Source organism: Lacihabitans sp. CCS-44, from assembly GCF_024343735.1.
In the GTDB taxonomy this organism is placed as follows: domain Bacteria; phylum Bacteroidota; class Bacteroidia; order Cytophagales; family Spirosomataceae; genus Leadbetterella.
Genome location: NZ_RJUE01000059.1, coordinates 114,250 through 139,082 on the forward strand (window position 1 = coordinate 114,250; position 24,833 = coordinate 139,082).

Annotated in this window: 21 protein-coding genes; 8 read left to right on the forward strand and 13 right to left on the reverse strand. The window is 36.3% G+C overall.

Going from position 1 to position 24,833, the window contains the following annotated elements; genetic code table 11:
* Nucleotides 1–89 precede the first annotated feature (89 nt).
* Nucleotides 90–1,706, reverse strand: coding sequence for a CotH kinase family protein (locus tag EGI26_RS13830; protein WP_255079148.1), 1,617 nt, complete (start codon nucleotides 1,704–1,706; stop codon nucleotides 90–92).
* 2 nt (nucleotides 1,707–1,708) lie between these two features.
* Nucleotides 1,709–2,251 (reverse strand): protoporphyrinogen oxidase HemJ, encoded by a 543-nt coding sequence (gene hemJ / locus EGI26_RS13835; RefSeq protein ID WP_255079149.1) that lies wholly within the window; start codon nucleotides 2,249–2,251, stop codon nucleotides 1,709–1,711.
* A 114-nt stretch (nucleotides 2,252–2,365) separates the two neighbouring features.
* Here hemJ and EGI26_RS13840 point away from each other — a divergent pair, with 114 nt between their 5' ends.
* The 4 genes from EGI26_RS13840 (at nucleotide 2,366) to trxB (ending at nucleotide 5,992) form a co-directional block, all read left to right on the forward strand.
* Nucleotides 2,366–4,234, forward strand: a complete 1,869-nt coding sequence (locus tag EGI26_RS13840; RefSeq protein ID WP_255079151.1) for an OmpA family protein — start codon at nucleotides 2,366–2,368, stop codon at nucleotides 4,232–4,234.
* Nucleotides 4,235–4,273: 39 nt separating this feature from the next.
* A complete protein-coding gene (locus EGI26_RS13845) occupies nucleotides 4,274–4,510 on the forward strand; it encodes a hypothetical protein (protein WP_255079152.1) in 237 nt (78 codons plus the stop codon).
* The gene (locus tag EGI26_RS13850) at nucleotides 4,511–4,912 is read left to right on the forward strand and encodes a PIN domain-containing protein (RefSeq protein WP_255079153.1); all 402 of its coding nucleotides are present in this window, start codon (nucleotides 4,511–4,513) and stop codon (nucleotides 4,910–4,912) included.
* A gap of 144 nt (nucleotides 4,913–5,056) precedes the next feature.
* Nucleotides 5,057–5,992 (forward strand): thioredoxin-disulfide reductase, encoded by a 936-nt coding sequence (trxB, locus tag EGI26_RS13855; RefSeq protein ID WP_255079154.1) that lies wholly within the window; start codon nucleotides 5,057–5,059, stop codon nucleotides 5,990–5,992.
* A gap of 30 nt (nucleotides 5,993–6,022) precedes the next feature.
* Here trxB and EGI26_RS13860 read toward each other — a convergent pair whose 3' ends face one another.
* The 3 genes from EGI26_RS13860 to EGI26_RS13870 are packed head-to-tail and all read right to left on the reverse strand — an operon-like array spanning nucleotide 6,023 to nucleotide 9,267.
* Nucleotides 6,023–7,543, reverse strand: a complete 1,521-nt coding sequence (locus EGI26_RS13860) for a hypothetical protein (protein WP_255079156.1) — start codon at nucleotides 7,541–7,543, stop codon at nucleotides 6,023–6,025.
* 10 nt (nucleotides 7,544–7,553) lie between these two features.
* Nucleotides 7,554–8,474 (reverse strand): tRNA (adenosine(37)-N6)-dimethylallyltransferase MiaA, encoded by a 921-nt coding sequence (miaA, locus tag EGI26_RS13865; protein WP_255079157.1) that lies wholly within the window; start codon nucleotides 8,472–8,474, stop codon nucleotides 7,554–7,556.
* Nucleotides 8,464–9,267 carry a hypothetical protein gene (locus EGI26_RS13870; protein ID WP_255079158.1) on the reverse strand — a complete coding sequence of 268 codons (804 nt, stop codon included), beginning with the start codon at nucleotides 9,265–9,267 and terminating at the stop codon, nucleotides 8,464–8,466. Before EGI26_RS13870 ends, miaA begins: the two co-directional genes overlap by 11 nt.
* A gap of 121 nt (nucleotides 9,268–9,388) precedes the next feature.
* On the opposite strand from EGI26_RS13870, the gene EGI26_RS13875 reads away from it, so the two are divergent.
* Nucleotides 9,389–10,006 (forward strand): hypothetical protein, encoded by a 618-nt coding sequence (locus EGI26_RS13875; protein ID WP_255079159.1) that lies wholly within the window; start codon nucleotides 9,389–9,391, stop codon nucleotides 10,004–10,006.
* Here EGI26_RS13875 and EGI26_RS13880 read toward each other — a convergent pair.
* From EGI26_RS13880 to EGI26_RS13905, 6 genes are all read right to left on the reverse strand, one after another.
* Nucleotides 9,993–11,042, reverse strand: a complete 1,050-nt coding sequence (locus EGI26_RS13880; RefSeq protein ID WP_255079160.1) for an SAM-dependent methyltransferase — start codon at nucleotides 11,040–11,042, stop codon at nucleotides 9,993–9,995. The genes EGI26_RS13875 and EGI26_RS13880 overlap by 14 nt on opposite strands.
* Nucleotides 11,043–11,450: 408 nt before the next feature.
* Complete coding sequence (locus EGI26_RS13885; RefSeq protein ID WP_255079162.1) at nucleotides 11,451–13,052, reverse strand: M1 family metallopeptidase; 1,602 nt, start codon at nucleotides 13,050–13,052, stop codon at nucleotides 11,451–11,453.
* Nucleotides 13,053–13,122: 70 nt separating this feature from the next.
* Nucleotides 13,123–14,343, reverse strand: coding sequence for a sugar MFS transporter (locus EGI26_RS13890; RefSeq protein WP_255079165.1), 1,221 nt, complete (start codon nucleotides 14,341–14,343; stop codon nucleotides 13,123–13,125).
* Between the two features lie 204 nt (nucleotides 14,344–14,547).
* The gene (locus EGI26_RS13895) at nucleotides 14,548–14,964 is read right to left on the reverse strand and encodes an OsmC family protein (RefSeq protein ID WP_255079166.1); all 417 of its coding nucleotides are present in this window, start codon (nucleotides 14,962–14,964) and stop codon (nucleotides 14,548–14,550) included.
* 73 nt (nucleotides 14,965–15,037) lie between these two features.
* Nucleotides 15,038–15,625, reverse strand: coding sequence for a Crp/Fnr family transcriptional regulator (locus EGI26_RS13900; RefSeq protein WP_255079167.1), 588 nt, complete (start codon nucleotides 15,623–15,625; stop codon nucleotides 15,038–15,040).
* Between the two features lie 160 nt (nucleotides 15,626–15,785).
* Nucleotides 15,786–16,625 carry a phytanoyl-CoA dioxygenase family protein gene (locus EGI26_RS13905; RefSeq protein WP_255079170.1) on the reverse strand — a complete coding sequence of 280 codons (840 nt, stop codon included), beginning with the start codon at nucleotides 16,623–16,625 and terminating at the stop codon, nucleotides 15,786–15,788.
* Between the two features lie 382 nt (nucleotides 16,626–17,007).
* Here EGI26_RS13905 and EGI26_RS13910 point away from each other — a divergent pair, with 382 nt between their 5' ends.
* From EGI26_RS13910 to EGI26_RS13920, 3 genes are all read left to right on the forward strand, one after another.
* Complete coding sequence (locus EGI26_RS13910; RefSeq protein WP_255079171.1) at nucleotides 17,008–18,240, forward strand: PQQ-dependent sugar dehydrogenase; 1,233 nt, start codon at nucleotides 17,008–17,010, stop codon at nucleotides 18,238–18,240.
* Nucleotides 18,241–18,456: 216 nt separating this feature from the next.
* Nucleotides 18,457–19,326, forward strand: coding sequence for a sugar phosphate isomerase/epimerase (locus EGI26_RS13915; protein WP_255079173.1), 870 nt, complete (start codon nucleotides 18,457–18,459; stop codon nucleotides 19,324–19,326).
* A 651-nt stretch (nucleotides 19,327–19,977) separates the two neighbouring features.
* A complete protein-coding gene (locus EGI26_RS13920) occupies nucleotides 19,978–20,676 on the forward strand; it encodes a hypothetical protein (RefSeq protein WP_255079174.1) in 699 nt (232 codons plus the stop codon).
* 118 nt (nucleotides 20,677–20,794) lie between these two features.
* Here the strand turns inward: EGI26_RS13920 and EGI26_RS13925 are convergent, their stop codons facing one another.
* Both EGI26_RS13925 and clpB read right to left on the reverse strand, forming a co-directional pair.
* Nucleotides 20,795–21,565 (reverse strand): CHRD domain-containing protein, encoded by a 771-nt coding sequence (locus EGI26_RS13925; RefSeq protein ID WP_255079177.1) that lies wholly within the window; start codon nucleotides 21,563–21,565, stop codon nucleotides 20,795–20,797.
* Between the two features lie 373 nt (nucleotides 21,566–21,938).
* Entirely contained in the window at nucleotides 21,939–24,563 is a 2,625-nt protein-coding gene (gene clpB / locus EGI26_RS13930) for an ATP-dependent chaperone ClpB (RefSeq protein WP_255079178.1), read from the reverse strand.
* Between the last annotated feature and the right edge of the window lie 270 nt (nucleotides 24,564–24,833).

Genomic DNA, 24,833 nt, shown 5'->3' on the forward strand with positions numbered 1-24,833 from the left:
ATTGAAAATATCACGGATTTACACAAATTTCAGGCTGAATAGATTTTTACATTTTTTTTAATAATTAAGCAAAATGTACTTTTTGAAACTCACTTCACTCGCACCACCTTCTTGAAATCCATCACGCCACTTTCAGTTTTAATTTTCAAAAACAAGAAATCGTTTACGTTCTGAATTTGGTCGAAATCCACAAAATTTTCTCCTGAAGAAAGTTCGATATCTTTTTTGAGAATTATCCTGCCAGTAATATCCGAGAAAGATACTTCGGCTTTTTGACTATTTTGGCTTAATATTTTTATCTGTAGTTTGTCTACAAAAGGATTAGGAAATGCTGTAACTTGAAGACTTTCAGAAGGCAACTCGTTTGCAGTCAAAACAAATTCTTCAGGAAAATTTCTATCCATCCAAGTCAGCCTATTAAATATCCAGTTTTTGAGTTCTACAATTTCTAAATCCCAAGTAGATGGTACCGGCCTCGGGCTTGGCCACACGTAAGTTCCTATTATTGGCCATTTCTGAAAATTTCTTGCTGCTGCCTCAGCCACATTGTTTTTTAATTCATCTATTTCCTTCACGATTCTGTCATGATCCAGCACGCCACCAGCTTTTCTTTGTTCAAAATAGATATTACGCAATTCACCAATAAATTTAGGGTCAGAAACCATTTTCTTCCAAAAAACAGGTACCTGAAAACCGTCCCTTGGACAGATTTCATTGAACTTGTAGGCCCACAAATCATATCTACCTCCCTCGCAATAATCGGCATTCCCGTAAGAAATGTCATAATCCCAAGGAGGGCTGGCGGTCAACTTTCCACCTTTGGAGTCTTTATCTTTTGAAAAATACGAGCTTATCCTGTAACCATCTATATTTCTCGATACTTCATTCACTATAAACATCTTAGCAAATGAACTTAGGTCAACGTACTGGTGGTAGCCCTTAAGTTCGTCTTTAAAATCTTTACCATAAATAGTGTCTTCAAACTTACGAATATAGGCTCTAATATAATTTCGTTGGGTATCATTTATAGTTTTAGGTAAATGATAATAATACTGATTCGCAAAACCATTCGTATTGGTATAGTTTGACCTGAATGAACCGTAGTTTGTGCCTGTACTTTTGTCAATTTTCACAACATATCCACCTGTCAGTTCGTCTCCAGATATATCCTCGGGCTTTAAAGTGGCTATGTCTACCCGATTTTTATCCACTTTTATTTTTTCCATCAGCACATAAACACCTTGATAATTATTATCAATGACCACCTCCACATATTTTGTACGACTGGCATTCATACCCATTTGACGAGCTAGACTCATACTTAACACATTATGCATCAGGCTTTTTTCGTTATAGGATGCATAAAGAATCCAGTCAGAATCTTCTGGCAACCCACAAAGTGCCAAAGGATTATTTTCTCCTTTTTCGGTTCGAAGTTCTATTCCAAGGCCTTTTTTAGGAAATCCCTGAGAACTCGACCCACGATATTCAACACCCACAAAACTATTGTAATGAAACTGTGTGTCTGACAGTTTATTTTCTTTCCCTTCTCCATTGTAAATCACCTTCAACTCTCCTAATATCTTAGGATCGTCTTTAATAGTTTGGCCTTTGGTATTTATTACAAAAATGGGTAATTTGCTCATACTTAGCTGAGCATAAGCTAGTTGGAAAGAAACCAAGAAAACCATCAATAATTTCGTCATTCTCATTTGCCCTCTCTTCTTTTTTTATATTGTTTAGCAAAAATAAATAGCACCATTCCGAAGGCAATCACGCCTCCGAAGAGTTTCAGAAAATCCAAGAAATCCCTAACGACAGCCAGTAAAACAATGGCTACCAAAAACAAGGTTGGTAGCTCGTTCAGAAGCCTGTAATTAAACGAGCCCGCTTTGTCTTCACCTTTTTCTTGTTTGATAATGATAGATTTGCAGTAAAAATGATAAATAACCAACAAAACAAGCAAAACCAATTTGATTTTGATCCAAGTTTGATCCAAAACGGCTGGGTTGGTTGCCAACATCAACAGTCCAAAAATCCAGGTTACGACCATGGCTGGAGTGGAAATAATCTTATACACTCGCCACTGCATCAGCGTAAATTGTGCCCTCCAGTCGGCTTGAAGTTCTTTGGGTTTTTGCTCTACTTCAGCATGATAAACAAACATCCTGACCAGATAAAATAAACCTGCAAACCAAGTAACGAAACCAACAATATGAAAAGCCTTAAAAAAGGAATAATAATTTAACATAGATTCTGTTCAAAATTCAAAAATAATAACAAAAAGCCAACGTTTTTTAAAAACTACGGTATATTATCATTTGGACTAATTTTTGCACTTTATCGGTATTCATATATCTCAACAATGACCATTAAAAGTATCTTCATTTTATTTTTTCTATCGATTTCGGTTTTCGCTCAAGACAAAAAAACACTTATGTTATTTGAGAAAGGCAAGAAGGATTTCATGGAAAGGAGGTATGAGTCAGCACTAGAAAACTTTGAAAAATATCTAGAAAAAGACTCTATCAAAACAGAGGCTTATTTCAGAATTGCCCAAATACATGAGTCGTTCAGAAACCAGAAAAAAGCGTCTGAATTTTACCAAAAAGTGATACAAAAAGACACCTCTGGCGTTGGATTTGTGCAGGCATACACCTACTTAGGTTCCAGAGCTTTAGAAAATCATCGTTTTGAGGATGCAAAAAAATACTTGACCGTTTCGCTCAACAACACCAACAAAAACTCCATTATTTATCAGCAAATACAGAAACAAATAAAGACAGCAGAATTTGGGATTCAAGCCATAGCTAAACCTCTGAACATCAAGCCTGAACCATTAATCGATGTTTTGAACTTTAAAAACAAACAGTATTTTCCGGTACTCACGGCTGACAATAGCACCATTATTTTTACGGCCAGAAACGACCTAGAAGACGAAAACATCTATATTTCTGAAAGCAAAAACAATATTTGGAGCAAACCTACGAGTATTTCGAAGGAAATAAATACACCATACAATGAAGGCACATGCAGTATTTCTGCGGATGGCAAAATCATGGTATTTACCTCCTGCGAAGGCAGAGATTCTTTTGGCAGCTGCGACTTATTTATAAGCAAAAAAGAAGGTAATACTTGGTCGGTACCCAAAAATTTAGGCCCGAATATCAACTCGAACTTTTGGGATTCGCAACCCAGTTTGTCTTCAGATGGCTCGAAGCTATTTTTCTCCTCCGAAAGACCCCTTGGACAAGGCAAAAAAGACATTTGGATGAGTGAGTTGGACGAAAAAGGAAACTGGAAAAAGGCCGTGAATTTGGGCAAAAATATCAATACAAGTTATGATGAGGTCTCGCCATTTATACACGCAAACGGCTATTCTTTGTTTTTCTCTTCTAACGGAAAAGAGGGAATGGGAAAGTTTGACATCTATTTGACAAGCATAAAAAGGGGATTCGGAGGTGAAATATTGAATATGGGCTATCCAATAAATACCGGCGACGATGAACTTTCTCTTTTCATATCAGCAGATGGCAAAAAAGCATTTTATTCTGTTGACAAAAACGACAAGGTATCTCTTTATCAGTTTTCTATCCCTATAGAACTATCAGATAAAATAGACAGAACGCATTACTTAAAAGGTTTTGTTTTAGATCAAAAAACCAATAAACCCCTTTATACAACCATAGAATTGGTAGACATCAAAACAGGAGAAAAAATATCCAAATTCCTGTCTGACCCCATCACAGGCGACTATATGGCCATTTTGCCAGGCGATGGAGAATATGTTTTGTATGTAGAAACCCCGAACTATTTTTTCAAAAGCCTCAAGTTTGATTTTACAAAAGACGACGAAGGAAAGAGATTGGATATTTTGTTGACTAAAATAGAAAAAGAGACTAAAGAAGTGTTGGAAAATATATTTTTCGACAGCGGTTCGGCTGTTTTACGAAAAGAGTCAGATATAGAACTAAAGAAACTCAAAGAATTACTTCAAAAAAATGCCTCACTGAAAGTAGAAATATCGGGCCATACCGACGACATCGGAAACGATGTTGCCAACAAAGAGCTTTCTAAAAAACGAGCAATGGCTGTAGTGGAATTTCTAAAAACAGAAGGCATTGTGGCAGACAGAATTGTGCCAATTGGCTATGGTGAAACTCAACCGAAAGTAAAAAATGACTCAGATGCCAATCGCCAACTAAATCGAAGGATTGAGATTAAGTTTTTGTAAATAGTATAAATTTTAGTAAATTTCGAAAAATCATTCTCAATGACAGCGACAGAAAAAAATATCCTTCTAGCATTTTCAAGTTTGCTCAATACATATAGTTCTGAGACTAAAAAAAACATTATAAAACATTTATCTGAATCCATAAAAATTAATAATAATACCGAAGACGAATTTTATAAAACATTTGGCGGGTTTGCTGAAGAAAAAACTGATGAGGAATTGATAAGAGAAATTAAATCATCAAGAAAATTTAGATTCAAAGAAATAGCCCTTTAGATGAAATATTTGATTGATATCAATATTTGTGTTTACTTTCTGAGGGGGAAATTTAACTTAGATTCGATATTTAAGAAAACCGGTTTATCAAATTTATATATCTCCGAAATTACGGCATTTGAGCTTTCCTATGGAGCCGAACTTAGCCATAATAAAGAAAAGTCGCAAAATCAAGTAAAAAAATTCCTTTCGAGTATTTCTATTCTCCCAATATACAGCACATTAGATTTATATGCCTTTGAAAAAGTAAGACTCAGAAAAGCAGGAAAACCTGTACATGATGAATTTGATTTCTTAATTGCATTGACCGCAATTCAAAACAACCTTATTATGGTTACAGAGAATATCAAAGACTTCACTAATATAGAAAATATTAAATTAGAAAACTGGATTGACAGGTAAGTCACAAAAATATCAAATCACTCACGATAGAGATCCATATCTTCTAATAAAAAGATAAGCTATGTGACATTTGTCATGGAAATAAGACTCCAATTCTCGAACTTTGCAGCTGCAAAATGCATTATTAAATAAAGATTATAATTGATGACACAAGAAAAAGTTCAGGTTTTGATATTGGGTTCGGGGCCAGCGGGTTATACAGCGGCTATATATGCAGGAAGAGCGGGTTTGAAACCAGTTATGTACCAAGGCATGCAGCCAGGAGGACAGTTAACCATCACCAACGACGTTGAAAACTTCCCAGGATATCCACAAGGCATCGAAGGTCCACAAATGATGGAAGATTTGAGGATACAAGCAGAAAGATTCGGCCTAGATAACCGATACGGCATGGCCACGAGTGTAGATTTTTCAACACCATTGGCTCATAAAGTAATTATCGACGAAAGCATAGAAATAACGTCAGAAACTGTAATCATAGCCACAGGTGCATCAGCAAAATGGTTGGGCTTAGAGTCTGAGCAAAGGCTTAATGGTATGGGCGTATCAGCCTGTGCGGTGTGTGACGGCTTCTTTTACAGAGGAAAAGACGTGGCCATTGTAGGTGCAGGAGATACTGCTTGCGAGGAGGCTCATTACCTGTCGAAACTTTGCAAAAAAGTGACTATGTTAGTCCGCAGAGACGAATTCAGAGCCTCACAAATCATGCAAACGCGAGTAAAAAACACGCCAAACATAGAAATATTGTTCAATACCGACACAGAGGAAGTTTTGGGAACAGACGGTGTAACTGGTGTTAGAGTTAAAAATAATAAAACTGGCGAAACAAGCGAAATAGCTTTAGATGGATTCTTTGTGGCCATCGGTCACCAACCCAATACAGGTATTTTTAAGGATTTCTTACAATTAGATGAAGCTGGATATATTATCATAGAAAAAGGCTCAACTAAAACCAACATAGAAGGAGTTTTTGCTTGTGGTGATGCCCAAGACAAAATCTACCGTCAGGCTGTTACAGCAGCTGGAACAGGCTGTATGGCGGCTTTGGATGCGGAAAGATATCTGGGAGAACACGAATAAGAAAGACGATTGAAAGACTTTGGAAGGCCTTCATTTAACGATGGAGGCTTTTTCTATTTTTATGGTTTTGCTCATATAATCTGATTGCCCATTTTTGTTAAATGCTTTTAGATTTATGGGATATTCACCGACAGTTTTAAAAACTTGAGCGACTTTTTTTCCTATCTGTTTTTTACCTAAAATCTCCCATTCTAAATCAAAGCCTTCTTCTATAATTGCCTCAAACTCTACCTTAAAAGGAGGTTTGATGCTAAGATTTTTAAAAGCAAAAGAAACAAAAGGTGGAAAGCCCTTCTCTCCCCTATATTGCACGAGGTTTAGGCTATCATTCATCAATATCAACATTTCACCATTTTCTTTTTGAGCAGCTCCTTGCAGAGAATCATCTTTTTCGAAAAGCACAAATGGCTCTATATCAATCACTTCTTGGTCATTATTTAATGAAGCCACTTCAATTTCACCAACTTTCGAAAGGCTAAATTGCTTTCCTTGATAATACTTGGGCATACCAACATTGGTAGAATCCTTTTTACTCAGAAAAACATTTTTAATTGGAAAAGATGACTCCAAACTAAAATCGTCCAATTCGGCTTTTTGAGGATTAAACATTTTCACTCTTTTAACTACCGCTTTGTCTTCCCCGAAGTAGAAGTAAAAATAGCCATTGCTTTCAAACTCTGGGTCAGCAGTAATATCAACAGCGTCTTTGAGTGAGTCGAATAAGCCCAAAGAGATAAGTTCTTTCGAGAGGGTGATATAGTTAAACAACTCACCTTTTCTCGTAAGGATAAGGCAATATTTTGACGAAAAATACTCTAAAACACTAGACTGATGAAAGCCCTTGGCAATATTTAAAACCCTAAAATCTGTGGCTTCAGGCAAAATATTTTGCAAAATTGTGATTTCATTTTTAGTAGAAACAACAGACTTAACACCACCAAATAAAGATTTTAAAAAGTCCTGATTATGAATACTTTGTGTGTCTATTTTCAAAGAAGTATAATATACTTTATTAGCAAATTCTGAGACTCCATACCAAGAAATAGCTTTGCCCTCTAAATTCATCAGAATAGGCTTGAGATATTTCGGGACTGTTGGATACACAAACTCAACCAAAGGCATTTTCCATAGTGGAGAAAGACCCATTTCTCCCAAGTCCTGAACCGGAATGAGATCCAACTCCATCTTTTCTGGCATTTTGTTTTCAACTTTTCCAAACATTTGTTCAAACCAAATCCTTTTGGAGGTGCTTCCTTGGATATCATATGTGCCAATTACCCCACCTCCATTTTTGAAAAAAGACACCAAAATTGAATTCTCTTTTACGGAAAGTTTGGTTTCATCAAAATCTAGAAAAAAAATAGCTCCAAATTCACTTAAATTTTCAAGTCGGTCAACTTCTATCAAATTGATATTAAATACTTTAGACTTCTCTATCAATAGTTTCTTGACTTCTTGACTTCCTGACTTATTAGAAAACAAGCATACTTTTTTTTGTCCAAAAACCAAATTGGACAATAAAAATAAGCCTATGATAAAACGTAAAACCATACGTGTTCCCTTAAATTTTATTCAAAATATATTGTAACTTTTCTTCCTTACTTAAACTGTCGGGAATCCAGTTTATTTTAAATCCCTTGCTTTCCATACTTCTAAAAAAAGTCATCTGGCGTTTTGCGAAACGATGAATTTCTGTCTCCAGTTTTGAAAACATTTGATCAAAAGTCATATCGTTTTTTAGAAAATAACTGATGTATTTGTATTCTAAGCCATAATATTCCAAGGTTTCAGCACTTACACCATCGTTTAATAAATTCTGTACCTCGGCCACCATTCCTTGCCCCTCGAATCTATCCTTTAACCTTTTAGAAATGCGTTCACGACGTAATTCTAAGGCCGGATTTAGACCAAAGATGGTGTAATCTATAGCTTTATGTTCTCCTTTAGAAAATTCGGGGTTTTTCTCCAAATATTCACAAATCTCTACCATTCTGACAAGTCTTTTCCTGCTAGAAAAATGATAATTCTCTAAAAAGTGTGCATATTTCTCTAAAATAACTTCTGTTTCGAGCGATTCTGATTCCTCTCTAAAATCTTCATTAACAGGAATCTGCGTTTTCCATAAATCAGAAATAGCAGCTTGAATGTAAAGACCTGTTCCTCCACAAAGAATCGAAAACCCGTTTCTAGATTTTACTTGCTCAAAAACAGCATGAAAGTCATTTTGAAACCTTGCTACATTGTACTTTTCTCCGGCTTCGCAAATGTCTATTAAGTGGTAAGGAATATTTTTATCGTTTTTTATATATTCCGCTAGATCTTTACCAGTACCAACATCCATTTTTTTATAAACCTGCCTGCTGTCAGCACTAATTATTTCACCGTTAAGCTGATAGGCAAGATTAACCGCCAATTCCGTTTTTCCAGAAGCTGTTGGCCCCAAAATAACTATTAACTCAGTCTTTACCTCCTCAGAATTCACTCAAAATGTATTTATAACTTCCAGAATTAATTATCTCAGCCTCCACCCTATCTCTTACCTTTATACGATTCTTATTTTCGTCCAAAACAAAATACAGTGGAGAAGTTTTCTCTACCAATTCGAAGCCTAATTTAGAAAAATTTTCACCATCTGACCAATCTGCGTCTATGTAAGTCATAATATTTCCAGGTGTTTTTTCTTTTACAAAATATCCTAACATTTTTGAAAATCCGCCGACAACATTAAATCCGTTGAGATTTGCGAACCTTATGAGCTCGAAAGACAGCACGATTTTTTCCTCTAAATAATATTTTTTTGCACCCGAAAAAGTCATTACCGCCAATAACAATTCATCAGAATCAGGCTTAAATTCCTCTGGCAAAAGTCTGAAATATGCTTTTGGTAAATACAAGCCGTATTTAAGCTTTGCCCCAATAGACTGCTGCAAATGATTTTGGTTTAAGAAATCTTCAGCGATGTGTTGATTAACCCTACGAACATTACAGACTCTAGCAGGCAGTTTTTGGTTTAATCCCAGCACTGAGCTCAATCTTGAAAGTACAATTTCGGGATATTTAAACCATTGGTCTTTCCAGACATTTATCGGTTTTTCAATAAATTTATAATCTTCAGGTATCGTTTCTAAATACTTCACTTCAATTTTTCCACTCTCAAAAACACAAGAATCTCGCAATTGAAATTCAATTTTGTTATGAGTAAGAAACGCTGAAAAATACGATACAAAATCTCCACTAATCATTCTCTCTGTCTGAATCCCTTTACATTTTTTCATAAAAATATAATTTAATTTTCAGTTTTGGCGTTATAAGTTCATTATTGGCAGCAAAATTGATTTTATAAACTATTGAGAGAAAATTTTACGAATTAGAATCACGAAAATCAAAAAACTCAGAATGAAATCATTCCTGTCGATAATCATTATATACATAGCCTCCTTGGGCGTAACCTCCGCCCAATCCAAGCAATACCTGAAAGAAGAAGCCGACGATTATTTCAAGGTTGGACGCTACTGGGATGCCTTCTTCCTGTATAAAGACCTAGCCAAAGTACCTGAATTTCAGGGAGATTTGAGCGTAGAGAACCAAATAAAAAATAGCTCAAAAGCTATGTATCTTTGGAAAAAAACCGAAGATTATCGTGCTTTTAGGAAATATGACATTGCCAAGCAACACCTTGGAGATTTGTTGGTTATCAATCCTTATGACCCCAACAGAGGACTTTATCCGCGTCTGACACTTGAACAAGCTACGGAAATGCAAAGACTGGCCATGTCGCAGCGAAATCCACAGGCCGTCGCTGATATTTTATCTAAAGCCGTGAAGCTATATAACCTTGCTTTGGATGAGGGTTTGAAAGACGAGATGGTGTTTTCGTTGATAAAGCAATGCGAAAACGTATTAGAGAAAAACCAATACTCTAATATTAAACAACCCACTACTTATGGCATAAATTTCGAAAAAGAAAAAGAAGCCGAAAGAACCAGAACTGTAGAGATAATTAAGAATTTGTAAGTATTTCATCACTACTTTTTGAGGTTTGTAGCCCCAAAAGCTTTTCCAAATAATGAAAATCAATCCCAAATCTTGCTTTTAGGGCCTTTACTTCTGTAAGCTTTTCTGTTTTCTTTTTTTCGTCCAATCCTTTAAAGACCGCTGAAATCATCAGATTTTTTGGCGTATGTTCTGAATTTATAAACTCAAAAACCTTAGTTTGATATCCATAGGCCTCTAAAATCAAAGCTCTTATAAGATCCGTTAAACTTTCAGAAAGTCGCTCTTCCAATATACCGAACTTTGTAAGTAACTTCAATTCGCCGGCAGGATTAATTTGTTTTCTTATCTGTTTATGACAGCACGGAGCTACCATTATTATCTTTGCGTTGGCCTTTATTCCTTTAAAAATGGCCTCGTCTGTGGCGGTATCACATGCGTGCAAGGCTATCAAAACATTATTTCCACTCGTATCAGCGTTTTCTATGGTACCCTGAACAAAACTTAAGCCGTCAAAATCAGCCTTTTGAGCAAGATTGTTACACAAATCCACCATATCTTGGCGGTACTCTATACCTTTCACAGTAGCATTTTTCGCTAAAATTCGAGTTAAGTAATCATACATAGCGAAAGTCAAGTAACCTTTGCCAGAACCCATATCTATTACCGAAAAGTCATTAGTAAGATCTGAGGAAGCTATACTTTGAGAAAAAAACTCAAGATATTTATTAATCTGAACGAACTTATCTTGCTTGTCGGTCTTCAATTTTCCTTCGTTCGAAAAAACTCCGAGAAGTCTTAAAAATGGAGCATCTTCAACAATTCTGTTCTTGATTTTATTGTGAGTTTCTGCAATAGGTCTTTCTGAATCCAGCTCCTTTTTGACCAATTTGAACTTCCCTTTTTTATCAAAAATCAGATGATATGAGGCGTTTTTTAAAAATAAGTCGGCTTGTAAAAACTGATTACCCATTAATTTGGTAATCAAGATATTGGCTTCAGAAAACTCGAAATTTTTCGTTACATCTTTCGTTGGATATCTGAAAACGAAAGACAATTTTCGTTCATTTTTAGAAACAAAAGGCTTTATATAAATCGCTTTAATTTCATTATCAATAATATTTTCAGAAATAACTTTATTTTTAAAACTTATTGTTATTTTTGAAATTATATTATTTTCAAAACTTTCTGAAAATATAGATAAAAATTGAATTAAATTCTTTTCCAAAAGAGAATTGTTTTATTTTTTGCAAAAATACGGGAAATATGTAGGTTAAAAAAGGTTCTAAGAATCATTCGAGCACGTATACTCTACTATGCTCAGACAACTTCACGGAACTTCTCAGAGTTGAAACCGCTCACTGAGCGAAGCCGAAGTGACATTACCCTTTCTTGTCTTCGACTTCGATCAGACAACAGTGTCATTTTAAATAACTCTAAAACCCTATTGAACGAAACTGAAACCCTATTCCACATAAAAATTCCTATCTGCTTTCATGCTTTTGCCTTTAAGTTTTTTCCAGTCCGTGGTAGGGTAAACAAATTGTTCTGTTCCATCAACCGAAACTTTTATGGGCATATCAAAGCCTAGCACCACATTTTCCCATCTGTAAGAAATCGACCCTTTTGAAGGTTTTTGGACTAATTTTGGTATTTTAGTATCTCTCAAATATTGATCAAATACTTTCGAGAAATTTAATCCAGATTTCGAAGAAATATAGTTCTCTATTTGCTCAGTAGTAACAGTTTGATGGTAAAAATCTTTATTTAAACCTCTCAGAATCTGGCGAAATTTCTCATCGTCGTTGATGACATGGCGAACGGTGTGCAGCATATTGCCGCCTTTATAGTACATATCACCTGATCCACGCTGATTAATATTGTATTTACCTATTATTGGGCTATCATTGGTTATGTTTGCTCTAGTGCCTATCACATAATCTTGCCCGGCCGTTTTTCCATAATGATATTCGGTAAATAGCGTTTCTGAATAGTTTGTAAAACTCTCATGAATCCACATGTCCGCTATATCTTTGTAAGTTATATTATTCGCAAACCACTCATGACCGCTTTCGTGAACAATGATAAAATCCCACTTACTGCCCCAGCCAGTGCCTGACAAATCACGACCCAGATACCCATTTTTATATTTATTCCCATAAGTTATGCTACTTTGGTGTTCCATACCCAAGTATGGAACCTCCACGAGTTTGTAACCATCTTCATAAAAGGGATACGGCCCAAACCAATGCTCAAAGGCTTGAAGCATCCTGATGGCATCCTTAAATTGCATTTTTGCTTTCTCAAGATGGTAAGGCAAAACATAATAATCACAAGTCAAATCGCCTTTCTCGCCTTTATAAGTTTCACCAAAATGCACATAATTTCCGATGTTGAGATTTACCCCATAGTTGTTTATTGGATTTTTAACTTCCCAAGTAGTAGTTCTGTTTCCTCTGGCATCAATACACATTTTTGACATACGCCCATTAGAGACATCCTGCAAGCTGTCCGGAACGGTCACAGTCATTCTCAAACTATCTGGCTCATCATACATGTGGTCTTTGCATGGCCAAAATACACTCGCACCTAAACCTTGACACGAAGTGGCCACGAAATGATTGCCTTGTTCGTCTTTATCCCAAGAAAAACCACCATCCCAAGGAGCACGTTTCGCAGCCAAAGGCTTGCCCTCGAATGAAATACTCAAAGAGTTTATATCGCCGACTTTCTGTTTATCAATAAGTTTTACAAAATAAGCATTGTCGCCTTTCTTGGTGTAGCTAAGTCTATTTCCATCTTGTTCGATATAAGTAATCTTCATCGGAAACTGAAGGTCAATCTGTAGACTCTGATTTTCTGCAAGAACCTGGTAACGAATTATATTGAGCCCTTTGATTGATCTCTCATCCGGATTTACGTCAAAAGTCAAATCATAATGTTTCAAATCCCACCACTTTCGCTCTGCGGTTATACTTCCTCTTAGTGAATCCTCGAAGGTAATCCCTTTTTGTGCAAAACCCTGAAAACCAACAAACAACAAAACAAACCAATACTTTTTCGACATAAATCTTTTATTAAAAATCAATTGCTTTTTATAAAAATAGATAAAAAACATGGATTTGCTGTTGCAAAGTTTACCAATTTTTCTTTTTGTGACCCATCATAGCATAATACAATAGATATAAATAAAGCGGTATCAATAACCAATAGGCCAATTGTGTACTGTACAAATCTGACAATTTACCATAAACCAATGGCAACAGAGCTCCACCAGCAATCATCATTATTAGCAACGCCGAGCCCAATTTGGTGTATTTACCCAAACCATCCAATGCCAAAGGCCAAATCGCTGGCCACATAATGGCATTGGCCAGTCCCAGCAAGGCAATACAAAATACAGATGTAAAACCACCTGTGAATAAAGCTACTGCAGTAATTATCAAACCGAAAATTGAAGAATATTTTAACCAATTTTGCTGTGAAACATATTTTGGTATCAAAAATATACCAGCCACATAGCCTAACATCATAAACCACAGTGTGTAAGTACCGAAGTCTTTAGCCTCGGATTCAGGAAAACCTAAAGATATACCATAAGAAATGATGGTATCGCCAGAAATAACTTCTAAACCAACATAAGCAAACAGGGCCAAAAGTCCTAAAACCAAATTTGGAAATGCAAAAATGCTCGATTTGCTCGAAGCTCCTTCACTTACACCTTCTTGCTCCTCAGATACTTCTGGAAGACCTTTTGAAAACAAAATAACGACAGCCAAAACCACCAACACCCCTGTGAGAATCATATAAGGAACTACAACTTTGTCTAATTGTTCGGCCGTAGAAACAGTACTAGCCGCCACTGAACTGCCTGCAAGTAGCAAACCTCCAAAAACCTTCTGACTAATGATACCAGCTGTTTTGTTGGCAATTCCCATTAAACTGATACGCTGGGCAGCACTTTCACGAGGACCTAAAATGGTAAGATAAGGATTTGAGGCTGTTTGAAGCAAAGTCAGACCGATACCAATTGTAAACAAACCACCTAAAAATAGAGGGTAAGATTCCATTTTGGCCGCTGGAACGAACAATATGGTGCCAATAGCCATGATAAAAAGACCAAGCGACATTCCTTTTTTAAAACCAACGATTTTTAAAACCGAAGAAGACGGAATGGCCATAACCGTATAGCTGATGAAGAAAGCGAATGTAACAAGATATGAGCTGGAATTATCAAGTCCAAATGCGTTTTTGAAAAAAGCGATGAGGGTACCATTGACCCAAGTCACAAATCCAAACACAAAAAACAAGAGACCAATGATGATCAATGGACCGATATAAGATTTATTCTCTTTCATACAATTAGGGTTTTTAAAATTTTTTAAAAATAGTATATCTATTTTAGAAAAGAAAAAAATATGGCCAAAACTTGTTTTTCTATGTAACTGAAAAGCTCTTCAAAATTCGAGTTTAAAATAGTACATGCTTTTTTTGCTTGAGTTCAAAAACAAAAAAAAGTGCCTTGGGTGGGCACTTTTCAGAAAAACCAAAAAACTTTATAATTATACCAAAGCGGCCGTCAAGGTAATTTCAGCATTAAGTAATCTCGAAATTGGGCATTTGGCTTTTGCTGCCAAAGCTATTTCCTGAAACTTTTCGTCGCTTATATTTGGTATCGTGGCGGTCAAGTTCAGATCAATACTTACGATGGTACCGTCTAAAAAATTCACACTTGCTGCCGTATCAATATTGTCAGCCGTGAAACCTGCTTCGTTTAATAAAAAACTCAATTGCATAGAAAAACAACCCGCATGTGCTGCCCCGATTAATTCCTCTGGATTGGTACCCACGCCATCGGCAAAACGTGTTTTAAATGACAACTGGGCGTTGTCTAAAGCAGTGCTCTGGGTAGAAACCGTCCCTATGCCTTCCATTCCCGTTCCTTTCCAATTTGCTGAAGCCTTCCTTGTAAATTTCATTTGTTTTATTTTTTATTTGATGCAAAATTCGACCTAAAATATTTCTTAAACTTTAACCTAGGTTAAAATCGACTTATTTACCTGCTATTTTTTTTCTGATTCTACTCAACGATGGCCCTTGAATACCCAAATACGATGAAATATGGTAAAGTGGAATCTCATTTATCAAATGTGGGTGCTGGGATTGGAAGTTGAGATAACGCTGCTCAGCTGACTGAAAAAGTAAACTTTCGGTTCGGTCAAATGCGATATTGGAGGCTTGTTCTGCCAATATCCTACCAAAATGCTCCCATTCATGCGAAGTTTTGTAAAGGTGACTTAAGTGTTCATAGTTAATGTAAATCACCTTTGAATCAACCATGGCTTGTGTATAATAGTGACAGGGCATTTGATTTATAAAACTAGCAAATGACACTACTATTTGATTGGCAGAATAAAAGAATAGGTTTTTTTCTTCTACATCCTCGTCATCGAGATGATAAGTTCGGAATACACCATTCAACACAAAGCCAAGCTGTTTACATACTTGATTGATATTATTGTAAGACTCTCCTTTTTTATAAATTCTACTTTGCCAAAAAAATTCAGACAGCTTAAAGGCCTCTGAACTCATCGAAGAAAAAATTTTAAAAGCACCTTCAATAGTAGCCCGATCTGACATAAATATGATAGATTTTGATAGGTGAAATTACAAAATAATTTTGTGAGATGTTGTGCGTTTTTATGCACAGCCTTACTATTTAAAAATCTGGATTATTCAATTCACAAAAAAAACCTGCACTTTTTTATAAAATGCAGGCCTCAATAATTCTGAAAATAGGTTATGACTTAAATAATCTAAATTCTAAAGCTACCCTGCTGAGGTCTTCTTCTTCATTTATGGCTAGCCCATGTATCAAGTGAGAAGAGAATAATAGTACCTGCCCATCTTTTACTGCGGCCCTTTCTAATGTATGGCTTCCACTCCACTCTCTGATCATTCTTACTCTGTAAGTATTACCTTCTACTACCCCGCCGTCAAAAGTACGGAGAATTTCTGCTTCGCTTATTTGATGACTTCCTGGCACTATAGGTAAAGAAGAGTTTTCGGTAACTCCAGCTATAGGAATCCAAAAATTGACAAAAGGAGGAATATAATCATTTTTATCCACCTCTTCATAAATGTCTTTATGAGGCGGATTGTAATCGTTTGATTTCGGGCGGTTTATTCGCACTATGATGTGTAATTTTTCCTTTAACATTGGATCAATATCTGTCAATGAGAATCCTAAAATCTTTTCGAATTTTGGAATCATTTCCTCAATAGGAAAATTAAAATCGGCAGAAAAAAGGTCACGTGTCCGAGATACTACCTTGTAATGTTCTTCATTGGTTCTTACAAAATGGTGATATTTTTCAAGGGTAAAGCCATGTGTATCAAAACCTAGCTCTTCAGTAATTATTTTTTTTACGCTTGCTGTAAGTCCAGATTTCAAAAAAGCAAACTCATCAACACTTAAAAAATCTGCTGCGGTGTAGCCTTCAGCATACCAAGGTTGGCTATACACTATATCGGTATTGACACCTGCTAAAACTGCATTTTTACCATATCTAAATTCAGGGCAGCCATCAATAGAAACTGCATAAGTTTTACCGTTTATCTCAAAATTCGTAGTGGGCATAGAAATTACTTTTTTTTCGCAAAAATAAGAATATTTTATTTTTAAAATTTATGATAAATGTCTTAAAATTGAAATTTGTTACTTTTTCTTTCATCGACAAAATTTTAAAGAGTTAAATAATGTCAAAAGAGAAGCAAGTAATAAGCATAGCTTTGTATAAAAAGGTAGTTTGAAAATTTCATAAAAAATGAGGTGATTATTCAGGCATCTTTTCTATGTGTGGTTTTGTAATTTGTACTTAATGTGCATCAAAAACTCCTGGATTGTTGCCATAGATTATATTTTTTCAAACAAATTTATATTATAAAATAGCAAGAAATAAGGTGCTTTTAAACTTTTAAAATAAATTAGGCGTTTCAAATAAGAATCAAAACAATCAACCATGAACCGTATATTATTTTATCCCTTTGTTTGTTTGAATATTGTAGCATTTAACTGCACAGGAGCAACCAAATCAGATGTAAGTGTTTTGGCAAAGCCTGATACTACCATCGCTCCAGTAGAAACCAGAGAGCCTAACTCTAATTATAAATCGGCATTTTTTGGCCAAACCCGAGTAGCTGGTACAAAAACCACCTCCAAATACCAATTTAAAGTACTCACAGAAAAACTAAGCTCACCTTGGGGCTTGACTTCGCTTCCTGACGGGCGATTGCTTATCACCGAAAAAAACGGCAATTTGAGAATTGTGAAAACTACGGGTGAAATGAGTGAAAAAATCACTGGACTACCCGCTGTTGATTCAGATGGACAAGGCGGCTTATTGGGTATTACCCTTGATCCAGCCTTTGCACAAAATCGAATGGTCTACTGGGCGTTTTCTGAATCAGTAGCAGGAGGCAATCATACTTCAGTGGCTAAAGGACGACTAAGCAATGATGATCGTCAAATAGAAAATGCAGTGGTTATATACAGAGCTACACCAGCACACAAAGGAAACTTACACTATGGTGGCAGGGTACTTTTTGACAAAAATGGATATCTGTTTGTAAGTACTGGCGAACGCTCAGACAGAAGCACCCGTCCACAAGCTCAACAAACGAATTCTAGCCTTGGCAAAATAATCAGAATTACTACAGACGGCAAACCAGCTCCAGGAAATGCATTGGCCAATGTATCTGGAGCAAGACCAGAGCTATATTCCTACGGACACCGCAACGTCCAAGGCCTGACTATCAATCCAGTAGACGGTAACTTGTGGTCTAATGAGTTTGGCCCAAGGGGTGGCGATGAAATAAACCGTGTGGTAGCTGGGAAGAATTATGGATGGCCAATCATTACTTATGGAATAGAATATGGCGGAAGTAAAATTGGTGATGCCATTCAGCAAAAAGATGGAATGGAACAACCCGTTTATTATTGGGATCCATCTGTTTCACCATCTGGCATGACTTTTTACACTGGATCACAGATGCCTGAATGGCAAAACAACCTTTTTGTGGGCTGTCTAAGTGGAATGCACATTAACAGGTTGGTCATTAAAGACAACAAAGTAATTGGCGAAGAGAGACTTTTAACCGAAGAATATCAACGTTTTAGAGATGTACACCAAGGGACTGATGGAGCAATATATGCCGTTACAGACCAAGGCCGACTTTATAGAATTGGGAAATAAGATTATAAAACTAGTTTAAAATCAAAAGCCACTTGAAGACACTTCAAGTGGCTTTTTTCGTTTAGTATCACATTTTCCCCATAGCTTCACACAGCCCCCATTCATCGAACAAAACCACCAATACGTCAAAAAAAACTACGATTATTGATATTATTCTGTAATTTGCACTCCAAAATATAGTAAACCTTAACCGGAGTTAATCATTAATTATCTATCATGAAAAACAGTTTTTTATCTAAGGTTTTGATAGTCATTTTGTTGCTATCTGCCAATTCGAGTTTATTTGCTCAAAAAAAATGGGGCGGCATGACCCTTTACACCGTAAGAAATGAAATGGGCAAAGATCCTAAAGCTACACTAAAAGCGGTGGCAGATTTGGGCTACAAATACATTGAGGCCGTAGATTACAAAGACGGCAAATTTTACGGAATGACGCCTGCGGAATTCAAGTCTTATGCCAAGAGCTTAGGCCTAAAACCTATCAGCATCCATATGGGAGCTATGACTACAAGCAATGCAGACAAGCTTATTTCTGATGTAAAAGCCGCTGGTTTTAAGTATTTTATAGCTCCAGTACCTCCAATGGGTATGTTTAAATTTGACCCAAAAACTAGGTCTCTTTCAATGACAGATGACGTAGAAAGACTTACGAGTGTGCTAGACACTATAGCTCGCAAAGCAGACGCAGCGGGTTTGAAATTTCTGTACCATAATCACGCTTTTGAGTTTGAGAAAAATAGCAAAGGCATAGTGCCAATGGAATACATGTTAGATCATCTAGACCCGAAATATGCCAATTTCCAAATGGACTTATACTGGGTAACTAAAGCTGGAGTTGACCCTGTGGAATTGTTTAAGAAATACCCAGGCCGTTTTAAAATCTGGCATGTAAAAGACATGGACAAAGAAGGAAGATTTGCTCCAGTTGGAAAAGGCACAATAGATTTCGGAAGAATATTAAAAAATGCCAAACTATCTGGCATGAAATACTACATTGTTGAGCAAGACCAAGTTTTTGATGGCATGGAGCCTATGGAGGCCATTAGACTAAGTCGTGAAGGATTGATAAAATTTGGGTTCAAATAAAAACTCAATTTATATAAATCAAAAAAGCAGACCCTTTCAAAGGACTCTGCTTTTTTTTAATTGCTGAACTACGCATAAAACTCGTCAATTATTTTTTTTTACATTCCACTTACTTTTTTTATTCTACATACATTTATTTTTGAGCAGTATTAATCAAAAAAAAGATGAAAAACTATTTCACAAAACATGTCCATACCTAATCTTCGATTTTAAATCTTTTCTACGTTTTGGCTGTCTTTACCTTGTTAGTTACAGTCACAATTAGTTGCAAAAAACGCAAAACTAAAAACCCGAAATCTGGCTTATAATTCATGATTTTGCAAAAACACAATGGACCAAAAGCCAAGACTGGTTAAGAAATCTAATTGCTTGAAACCACTTCTTATTGCCTCACTTTTAAACTCCTCAAAGTCAAACTCATTAAAATTCTCCAAAAAACGTTTAAGTAACATTAATCGTTTAAATTTTACTAATACAGTTTAATTTACGGCCCCCATTACACTTTATTTTTATAAGATTATATCTTAAATGACAGCTTCAAAATAGATATATACTTTTAATGTCTGTACTTATTTTGACAAATAGTAAAAATTGTATTTCTTTTTACATAATTTTATAAACCCTAAACAAACCATTATAGATTCTTAGCCATTGAAAAAAGAACTAGTGATTGCGTACTTCCTATTGGTAGTAGCAGAGTTATTATTTTATTCTTTTGACTTAAATCCTCACTTTCTTATTGCTAAGAACTGTATCCCTGTGCTATTGGTATTTTCTTTTGTTTATAGTAAAAACTATACCCTGAATAGGAATGACAAGATTTTACTAGCTTCGTTGATATTGCTCTCAATTGGCTTAAACTTTAGTTATTTTTTTCATACCAAAGCCTTCTATTTACCTATTATTACCATTACCTACTTTTTCGAAATTCAGATACAATTATATTTAATTTTAGAAAGATTAAAGAGAATCAACACTAAAGAAAGCAAAGCATTTACTAAGACTTTTTTGATTTTTTCGCTTAGTTTATTTATAATCATCCTATTTTTTCCACTCTTTTCATTCCCTCTACAACTACTATTTTTTGTCAGGGTTTTCCAATATGCCTGTTTTATTTCCTTGGTGTTTGGCAACAAGAAATTAAACGTTCAAATCTCTTTGAGTCTTTGGTTAATCATTTTATCTAATGTCTCTTTACTAGTAGACTTAGTTTTGTTTGACTACAATTTTGATTACGCTATAATTATGATCATGTTTTATTCATCCAAATTCTTTTTTTTAAATGGATACTTAAAAATGGGTAAAGAAGAAAATATTTTCTTACCATTCTTAACCCCAAAAGAAAAATAGAAAGCCATAGCACTTTCTTAGTAATATTTACAATTTACGAGCATAGTTAAATTTTGCAAAAAAACCCTCAAGTATTAGCTCGAAGGTTTTTCTATTTTAGTAAAATCGTAATCTAAAATTAATGTGCCAATATTTGTCCGCGAATTTCGCCACCAGGAGCTCTTGTAGTGTGAATATTTACATACATATTTCCAGCCTTTAAGTCCGTTTCTTGTTCGGCAGACAACGCTGCAGAAGTATACGTAAAACCTGAGTTGAAAGCTGTCCCTATATCAAATACCACCGGTCCGTTATCATTTACCCCTCCTTTGTGAATATGCCAGGCAGTTGGAGTTATATCTGAATAATTTATTTTTACGGTCAATATTTTAGTATTGGGATTAAATGACCCTTCAATAGTTCCTGCTCCTTTAGAAGCAGCAACAGGAATCTGTCCACGTATCTCACCAGCAGGTACTTTGGCACTGTGTATATTCACATAGTATAGACCTGCCAAAAGATCTGCCTCTTGTGCGTCTGTAAGTGCAGCCGGCGACTTATAGACAAAAGGGGTTTTAAACTCTGTAGTAGGAAAACCAAAAATAACACCACCAGATGCTCCAACAGCTGCCTTGTGAATATGCCAGTTTGAAGGCGTAACGTCTTTATATGTAACTGTAAGGTCAATAATTTTTGTGGTCTTGTTATATGTACCTGCAGCAGTACCACTAGCTGTAGAGGTATTTGAGGGCACTTCATTTGCACCACTAAGCGTAGTAGAAGTAAACAGTAGATTGGGATTTGCTGCCAAAGAACCCATAACCATAAGGTCAGCCGGAAGCTCTTCTTTTTCACATGAAATGATGGCAAACAAAACAAAAGCCAAAAGAACACAGTATTTTTTCATCATTAAAATTTAAAAGTTTAGGTAATAGCAGAGATACGAATCTATCGAGGAAAAGGTTGTATTTTTTTCAATAATGTGGATAGTCTATAATCTGGAGATTTTCAAAAAAAGAATCGAAAAATGTATGTTACAGAAGAATTTGCTTAGCAACTATAATAATATTGAAGTTTAGAGAGACTTTTCAAGGAAAATAGAGATGATAAATTTCTGAAGATAAAGTTTTGAGCGGGAATTATTAATAAAACTTGGCAAAAAAACACCCCCAGCCCAATGAGCCAAGGGTGTCCAACCATAATCCACTAAACCCTATAAAAAAATGCTAAAATCTAAACTAAATCACTCACCACTCAATACTCACCACTCTGAACTAGAACGATTAAGCAATACTAATCTCTGGTAAATTCTCGAATTTGTAATGATTTTCATCATCGACATCGAGCACAATGATGGCTTCTTTATTGATAGTACCTCCAAGAATCATTTTTGAAAGTTCATTCATGATGTTTCTTTGTATCACTCTTTTGAGAGGTCTGGCACCGAAAACTGGGTCGTAACCTTCCTCTCCAAGCTTATCTAGAGCTGCTTCTGTGGCTTCTATCAAGATACCTTGCTCCTGCAAACGAGCTTTGATGGTATCAAACTGTATGGCCACAATCTTCCTGATTTCGTTTCTTCCTAATGGGTCAAAAAGTACAATCTCATCAATACGATTCAAAAACTCTGGCCTTACGCTAGCTTTTAGCAATTCCATCACCTGGTCTTTGGCTTCGTCTTTGAAGTATTTCTCCCAAGCACCTGGTGCACCTTTGAGTGCTTCCATGTATTTTTCTTGGATAAAATGTGAGCCAATATTAGAAGTCATGATGATGATGGTGTTCTTGAAGTTGGCAACACGACCTTTGTTATCAGTCAATCTTCCGTCGTCCAATACCTGCAAAAGCACGTTCCAAACATCAGGATGAGCCTTTTCTATCTCATCGAGCAAAATCACGCTGTAAGGCTTGCGTCTTACGGCTTCGGTCAGTTGGCCGCCTTCGTCATATCCCACATATCCCGGAGGAGCTCCAACCAAACGGCTTACCGTGTGTTTTTCCTGATACTCACTCATATCTATCCGTACCATGGCGTTGTCGTCATTGAATAGGTAATTGGCCAGTGTTTTCGCCAACTCGGTTTTACCCACACCGGTACTTCCCAAAAACAAGAAGCTTCCGATTGGCTTTTTAGGGTCTTGCATACCTGCACGAGAACGCCTAACCGCATCTGAAACCAACTCGATAGCTTCTTTTTGCCCAGCCACACGTTTTTCTAGCTCGTCTTCGAGGTGCAGTAGCTTTTCACGGTCGCTTTGCAGCATTTTCGAAACCGGAATTCCGGTCCATTTAGCTACTACCATGGCTATGTCTTCTGCCGTAACTTCCTCGTTTATGAGGTTGTCTTTGTCAATATTTTTTGCAGAAAGTTCAACCAAACGACTTTCGGCTTCGGGCAATTGTCCATAACGAATCTGAGCCACTTTGCCATAATCGCCTGAGCGTTCCGCCTGGTCAGCGTCAAATTTCAGTTGTTCTATTTTCTCTTTGAGCGTTCTTACTTCGTTTACTTTGCCTTTTTCAGCATCCCATTTAGCTTTTAGACTGTTAAATGTTTCATTGAGTTCAGCAATTTCCTTACTTAAATTATTTTCTTTTTCTTTGTCATTTTCACGCCTAATGGCCTCACGCTCAATCTCCAACTGCATAATACGTCTGCGAAGTTCGTCCATATTTTCAGGCATCGAGTCCATTTCCAAACGCAACTTAGCCGCAGATTCGTCCATCAAGTCTATGGCTTTATCTGGCAAAAATCTATCTGAAATATACCTACTCGAAAGCTCCACGGCAGCGATAACTGCATCGTCTTGAATTCTTACTCCATGGTGAACCTCATATTTTTCTTTGATACCTCTCAAAATAGAAATGGCATCTGCAATATCTGGCTCATCTACCACCACGGCTTGAAAACGCCTTTCTAATGCCTTGTCTTTCTCTATATATTTTTGGTATTCTTTCAAAGTAGTGGCTCCAATGGCGTGCAATTCTCCACGGGCCAATGCAGGCTTGAGCAAGTTGGCGGCATCCATGGCACCTTCTCCCCCACTACCTGCACCTATCAGCGTGTGAATCTCATCTATAAAAAGTATAATCTCTCCTTCAGAATCAGTCACTTCTTTGATGACAGCTTTGAGACGTTCTTCAAACTCGCCTTTATATTTGGCACCCGCAACGAGCAAACCCATATCGAGTGAAATTACGATTTTTGACTTCAAATTTTCGGGCACATCACCTTGAACAATACGTTGAGCGAGACCTTCCACGATAGCAGTTTTACCCACTCCAGGCTCACCAATCAACATCGGGTTGTTTTTGGTACGCCTCGACAAAATCTGTAAAACCCTCCTTATCTCCTCATCTCGCCCTATCACTGGGTCAATTTTGCCTTGCTCTGCTAAATCGTTCAGATTTTTGCTGTACCGAGAAAGGGCTTGGTACTTGTTTTCTGCGTTTTGATCTTTCACTGGATTATTTTTTCCTCTAAGTTCTACAATAGCTTTCTTAATATCTGTTTCTTTTATTCCCTCTGCTTTGAGCAAGTTGGCCACGGCATCGCTTCCACCCAAAATACCCAAAAACAAAAGTTCTACACTCACAAACTCATCTCCAAACTCTTTCAAATAAGACAGAGCTTTGGTCATGGCTTTATTGAGGTCGTTTCCAAGAAATGGTTGATTTCCACCTGAAACCTTTGGATATGCCTCCACCAAAGGGTCTAGTTTTTTTAGGAAATCCTCAGGACTTCTTCCATATTTCTTCAACAAAAATGATGACGTATTCGGTTCTTCTTCCAAAATGGCTTTTAGCAAATGTCCCGTTTCCACAGCTTGCTGAGAAAAACCCTGAGCTATCTGAGCAGCCTGCTGGATAAGCTCTTGCGACTTGATAGTGTATTGATTGAAATTCATTTTTTTTTAGTTTTTAGCTAATAGCGTCTGACAATTAGCTTTTTCATAAAATGTTACATCTGTCTTTCGTCAAATTTAGTGCGAGATTGATTTTTCGGAAATAATGGCTTGAAAAGTAAATTTTGAAAGAGCCTGAATGCCAGAATGACTGATTTCCAAGAAATAAGGGTAATAAGAAGTGCTATTTTGTCTGAAAATTGGATTTTACTTTTCCAACACAGAGATAGCTAAGATTTCTTTTAATCACTTTGCGTTTTTGAGTTTCACAGA